Raw genomic sequence first — 6,307 nt, forward strand, 5'->3', positions numbered from 1 at the left:
CGCGGCCTCGTGCACGCGCCGCCGACGCTCACGCGCCGGCGCCCGGATTCCCGCCGGTTGCTTCCCCGCCCGCCTCTTCCCCGCCTTTCCCCTCGCTACCCGACGCGGCCACGATGCCGTTCTCGATCGCGTAGCGCAGCAGGTCGATGTCCTTTTCGATCCCGAGCTTCTGCATCGCGCGCGACTTCTGCGTGCTGATCGTCTTCTTGCTGCGGCTCAGCTTGTCCGCGATCTCGTTGATCGTCATGCCCGTCGCATACAGCCGCACGACCTCGATCTCGCGCGTGCTCAGCGCGGGCGCCTGATCGACGAAGCGCGCGCTCGAATGCGCGGACAGCGTGCGCACGACCTTGTCGACCGACGGCGAATGGTAGGTGCCGCCCGTCGCGGCCGCGTGAATCGCGGGAATCAGATGGTCGACCGTATCGGATTTGCTGACGATGCAGCCCACGCCGAGGCGCACCAGCGCGCCGACGACGGCCGCATTGTCGAGCATGGTCAGCACGACCAGCTTGACGTCCGGATAATGGCGCTGCAGGTAGGAAAAGAGCGCGATGCCGTCACCGTGCTCGTTGGCGGGCATCGCGTAATCGGACACGAGCACGTCGCACGCGCCTTCGTCGAGCAGGCGGATCAGCTCGGTCGAATTGCCGGCCTTGCCCGCGAGATGGATCGTCGGCACCGACGACAGGCCATGCTCGACGCCGACGAGCATCGCAGGGTGATCGTCGGCCAGTACCACGCGTATCTGATAGCTTCCCATAGTCGTCCGGGGGTTCACCGCTGTCGAGGCGGCGAACGGCCGCCCGGTTGCCGGCACCGGCGCGGCTGCGCGTGGCCGGATGCTGATTCGGCGCTATCTTCGCACGAAACCGGGGCGTGATCCACGGATCGCGGGCGGGCCACCGCCGCGCCGGCGTGTCCCCAAAAAGAAACAGGCCGCCGGCTCTTGTGGAGCGGGCGGCCTGAAGCCTGCCGGAGGAAGCTGCACGCGACGATCCGGCCACGTGCGTTCCGTGCACCGGTTCATGGCCGGCGCCGGCATGACGGGCGCCGGCTGTCCGGCACCCGCGATGCGTTACTGCATGTCGAGGCGAATCTCGACGCGGCGGTTCTGCGCGCGGCCTTCTTCGGTCGCATTCGATGCGACCGGGTCCGATGCGCCGAGGCCTTCTGCCACGAACGAACGCGCCTGCAGCCCGTTCATGCGCAGGTAGTTCACCACGGTGCGCGCACGTGCTTCCGACAGCGTGCGGTTGTGGGCCGCGCTACCCGTCGAATCGGTGAAGCCGGTCACGGCGACGCGCGCGAACGGCACGCCGCGATTGACCGCGAGGAAGCGGTCGAGGTCGTTGCGGGCCTGCGGCGTCAGCACCGCGCTGTCGGTCGCGAAGTTCGCGTCGCCCTGCAGCAGCACCTGGCGCTGCTGCACCGGCTGCGGCGCGGGTTGCGGTTGAGGCTGGGCCTGCGGCGCGGGCTGCGCGACCGGCTGCGGCTTGCCGCACATGAACGTGATCTCGCGCGGGTCCTTCATCGGCGCACGGCTGTACACGCGGTCGATCATCTCGAGCGGCGTGAAACCCTTGCCCTGGCAGAATTCCTCCGCCGCGCGGGCGCAGGAGTTGGCGCTGCCGAGCAGCCCGTCGCAGCTCACGCGGAACACGTTGTCCGGTTTGCCCGGCATCGATACCGCACGAATGTCGTAGGTCGGCCCGGACTGGGTCGTACAGGCGCCGAGCGCCATCGCGATCGCGCCGACCGATGCGGCGCGCAACAACAGAGTTTTCATGGTCATGATGAAACGTCCGCCCGAAGGCGGACGCCTGATTTGAATTGGAATGAACGGAATGCGTGACGCGGTGGTGCATGGGCGAAGCGGCGCGAGCCGCCCCGCCCTATGCGATTACCACTGGTACGACGCACCCACGCCGACGGTATTGCCGCCGCTCGACAGACCCACGCCGGCCTTCATCTTCAGGTTCTGCGTGATGCGGGCTTCGCCGCCGAACGCCACTGCCTGATAGCCCTTGTAGGTCGCGCCGCCGACACCGAACGACAACGTCTTGCCCGGATCCACGCCCGGGATCATCGTCAGCGCGGTGGCTGCCGCGATACCCGAGTACGCGTTCTTCGACACGTCGTTGATCTGCCCTTGCAGACCGCCCACTGCGCGGTCGAGCTGACCCTTCGTCGCCGCATCGCTCGCGTTGATACCGTCCGCGATGTTGACGATTCGACGGTTGCCGTCGTCGGTGCCGTTGCCGAACGAGACCGTGTTGGCTTCCGTGGCCACCGAGCCCTGGCCGATCGCGACCGAGTTGCCCGCGCCGGCCGCGACGCTCGACCCCTGGCCGATCGCCGTGCTGCCTTCGCCGCCCGCGCTCGAACCGGAACCGATCGCGGTGCCGTTCGAGCCGCCGACGTTCGAACTCGACCCGATCGCCGTGCCGTTGTTCACACCGTCGCTGATCGACGAACCCGAACCGATGGCCACGTTGCCGTTGCCGTTGCCCGGGTCAGCCGGCACGATGTTGCCGCCATCGCCGGCCGTGCCGCCGATGAGGTCGCCGCCACCCGAACCACCGCCCGAGCCGCTGCCCTGTTCGAGCCGAACGACGCGATCGTCCATGCTGCCGATACGATCGCTCAGTTCGGTACGCAGGTCGGACAACTGCCCGTAGTTCACGGCGTCGTACGTGCTCGTGCCGTTCGCGACGTTCGTCAGCACCACCGGCGCCGCCGCCGAGCCGCCAAGGGTCACGGAGCCATAGTTCACCGTGCCGTCGCCGTTCAGGTCGTAACGCACCGCTTGCGGATCGGTCGCGCCATACGCAGCCGCGGCCTGGACAGCCTCGGAAACGGTCTTGTACTTGTAACCGTTCACCTCGATCGCCGTGCCCGCCAGCTTGCCGTCCGCGTCGACCGTCGTGCCGCCGCCGATCGCGTCCGCCACGCTCTGCGCCGAGCCGTACAGCTGCGAGCCGTTGATCGCGTCCGTGCTCGCCGCGCTCACCGCGCCTGCCGCCACGTTCGTGATCGTCGTGCCGTTCGCACCGCCCAGCGTGATCGAACCCTTCTGCGCATCGTCGTAGCCGACCGCCAGCGACGTCAGGTTGCCGTTGCCGTCGTCGCCGACGAGGCCGGTCGACTTCAGCTGCGACACGTTCACCGCGTCATGGTCGTCCACGCCGTCCGCCACGTTCGACACACGTACCGGCGTGCCGTCGTTGCCCAGCTTCACAGCGGTCCTGGTGCCGTCCGTGTACGTCAGCGCCAGCGATTCGCCCGTCGCCGGATCGAACACGCCGCCATCGGACAGCTTGTCGCGAAGGTTCGACAGGCCATCCGCGTTGGCTTGCGTGCGGCCGTCCAGGTTCGTCAGCGCATCGCCGACGGTATGCACGTTCGTGCCGCCGACTGTGTAAGTCGGAGCCGTGACCGTGCCGTCCGGATTCACCGTCGAGCCGCCGCCCAGCGCGCCGGCCACGCTCTGCGCCGTGCCGAACAGTTGCGAACCGTTGATCGCGTCCATGCTCGTCGCGCTCACCGCACCCGCCTTCACGTTCGAGATCGTGGTGCCGTCCACGCCGGCCAGCGTGAGGCTCGACTTCGTCGTCGCGTCGTCGTAGGTCACCGCACCTTCCACCGGTGCGCCGCCGCTCGCCGCTGCCGCGTCGATCGCATCGGCCACGTTCGTGTAGTCCTTGCCGTTGACCGTGTACGTCGGCTGGACGATGCTGCCGTCCGCGCCAACCGCCGCACCGCCGCCGAGCGCGCCGGTCACACCCGCGAGCTGGCCGACGTTGACGGCATCGGTCTTCTGCGTACCGGCCGCGACGTTGATGATCTGACGCTCCGCGCCTGCACTGCCGATCGACAGTGCGTTGCCGCGGTTCGCGACCGAGCCCGCGCCGAGTGCGATACCGCCGTTCGCGCCGGCCGCGACCGATGCGTTTGCGCCAAGCGCAATCGCGTCGGCGACGTTGAGCGCAACGGTCGCACCCGTGCCTGCTGCAATCGCGTTCGTCGTTCCGGCGAGCGCCTGCGCGCCGTTGCCGAGCGCGATCGAGCTCTTGCCGATCGCATTCGAGTTGCTGCCGACCGCGAGCGCGTTGTCCGCGTTTGCCTGGACGTGCGCGCCGAGCGCCACCGCTTCCGCGCCGTTCGTCTGCGCGTCGGAGCCCATCGCCACCGCATACGGCTGACCGTTGCCGGTCTGCGCGAAGCTGCCGATCGCCACCGAGTTGTCGGAACCGGCGAGTGCCTGCAGGCCGATCGCGGTCGTATTGCTGCCGCTCGCGACGGAGGCCACGCCGACGGCGATCGCCGATGCGCTCGCCGGATCACCGCCGTTGAGCGAAGCGTAGTTGTCGATACGCTGGCCGTCGATCGCGACGAGCGGATCGGTCGCATCGTTGACGCCGATGGACTTCGCGCTCAGTTCGGCGATCTTCTGGTCGGTTTCCGATTTCAGCGTGGTCGTCAGGCCGTTCAACGCCGAGTAGAGCTGCGAACCGTTGATCGCGTCGGTGCTGCCCGCGCTCAGGTCACCCGCCGCGACGTTGACGATCTTGCGCTCGTTGCCGATGCTGCCCACCGACACGGTGTTGGCCTGGTTCGCGACCGAGTTGAAACCGATCGCCACCGCGCCGTTCGCGCTGGAGCGCGCGCCGGAGCCGAGCGCCAGCGAGTTCGGACCCGACGACGATGCGCCCGAGCCGATTGCCACGCCTTGCGCACCCGTTGCCAGCGCGGCGGTACCCGTTGCGTTGACCTTGATGTAGCGCAGGTCGATCGCGCCGTTGGTCAGGTCGTCGCGGAGATCGGACAGGCCGCTCGTGAGCTGGCTCACGTTCACCGCGTCGGTACCCGCCGTACCCGCAGCCACGTTGGATACGCGCACCGGCGTGCCGGCGTTGCCCAGCTGCACCGCCGTCTTGCCTGCGTTCGTGTACGTCACCGCCAGCGATTCACCCGTCGTCGGATCGATCACGCCGCCTTGCGACAGCGAGTCCTTCAGGTCGCCGATCGACTGGTTCGTCGCGAACAGTTGCGAACCGTTCACCGCGTCCGTGCTGGTCGCCGACAGTGCACCCGGCGCAACGTTCTGGAGCGTCACCGGCGTGCCGGCGTTACCCAACTGCACTGCCGTCTTGTTCGCGTCCGTGTACGTCACTGCCAACGATTCGCCCGTTGTCGGGTCGATCAAGCCGCTGTTCGACAGCGTGTCTTCCAGCGAACCGACGCGCGTGTTCGTCGCGAACAGCTGCGAACCGTTCACCGCGTCCGTGCTCGTCGCCGACAGTGCGCCTGCTGCAACGTTCTGGACCGTCACCGGCGTACCGGTGTTACCCAGTTGCACCGCCGTCTTGTTCGCGTCCGTGTACGTCACTGCCAGCGATTCGCCCGTCGTCGGATCGATCACGCCGCCGTCCGACAGCTTGTCGCGCAGGTCCGAAAGACCGTCCGAGTTCGCTTGCGTACGACCATCCAGGTTCGTCAGCGCGTCGCCCACGTTGTGCAGGTCCGTGCCGCCGATCGTGTAGGTCGGTGCCGTGATCGTGCCGTCCGCACCCACCGCCGCACCGCCGCCCAGCGCGCCCGCCACGCTTTGTGCCGTGCCGAACAGTTGCGAACCGTTGATCGCGTCCGCGCTCGTCGCCGAAACAGCACCCGCTGCCACGTTGTGGATCGACACCGGCGTGCCCGCGTTACCCAGCGTGATGCCTGCCTTCGTCGCGTCGTCGTACGTCACGGCCAGCGACGTCAGATCGCCCGTGTTCGGATCCTCGCCAATCAGGCCCGAATCGCGAAGCTGCTTCAGGTTCACCGCGTCGTTGTCCGCAACAGCGTCCGCCACGTTCGACACGCGCACCGGCGTGCCGGCGTTGCCCAGCTGCACCGCCGTCTTGCCTGCGTTCGTGTACGTCACTGCCAACGATTCGCCCGTCGTCGGATCGATCACGCCGCCTTGCGACAGCGAGTCTTTCAGGTCGCCGATCGACTGGTTCGTCGCGAACAGTTGCGAACCGTTCACCGCGTCCGTGCTGGTCGCCGACAGCGCGCCCGGCGCAACGTTCTGGAGTGTCACCGGCGTGCCGGCGTTGCCCAGCTGCACGGCCGTCTTGTTCGCGTCCGTGTACGTCACCGCCAGCGATTCGCCCGTCGTCGGATCGATCACACCGCCGTCCGACAGCTTGTCGCGCAGGTCCGAAAGACCGTCCGAGTTCGCTTGCGTACGACCATCCAGGTTCGTCAGCGCGTCGCCCACGTTGTGCAGGTCCGTGCCGCCGATCGTGTAGGTCGG

3 protein-coding genes are annotated in these 6,307 nt (G+C 68.0%); all 3 read right to left on the bottom strand.

Annotation, left to right across the window (positions count from 1 at the left end):
• Positions 1-28: 28 nt before the first annotated feature.
• A complete protein-coding gene (locus HW466_RS13670) occupies positions 29-763 on the bottom strand; it encodes a response regulator (RefSeq protein ID WP_060347681.1) in 735 nt (244 codons plus the stop codon).
• 315 nt (positions 764-1,078) lie between these two features.
• On the bottom strand, positions 1,079-1,795 hold the full coding sequence (locus HW466_RS13675) for an OmpA family protein (protein ID WP_060272743.1): 717 nt from the start codon (positions 1,793-1,795) through the stop codon (positions 1,079-1,081).
• Between the two features lie 108 nt (positions 1,796-1,903).
• Positions 1,904-6,307: beta strand repeat-containing protein (locus HW466_RS13680; protein WP_244138229.1), on the bottom strand; the 4,404-nt coding region annotated here is incomplete at its 5' end.

Source organism: Burkholderia territorii, from assembly GCF_902833055.1.
In the GTDB taxonomy this organism is placed as follows: Bacteria; Pseudomonadota; Gammaproteobacteria; order Burkholderiales; family Burkholderiaceae; genus Burkholderia; species Burkholderia territorii.

What these genes read in the sequence shown, in the direction of transcription:
- HW466_RS13670 (WP_060347681.1), bottom strand. Translation starts at nt 763, where the DNA reads ATGGGAAGCTATCAGATACGCGTGGTACTGGCCGACGATCACCCTGCG.
- HW466_RS13675 (WP_060272743.1), bottom strand. Translation starts at nt 1,795, where the DNA reads ATGACCATGAAAACTCTGTTGTTGCGCGCCGCATCGGTCGGCGCGATC.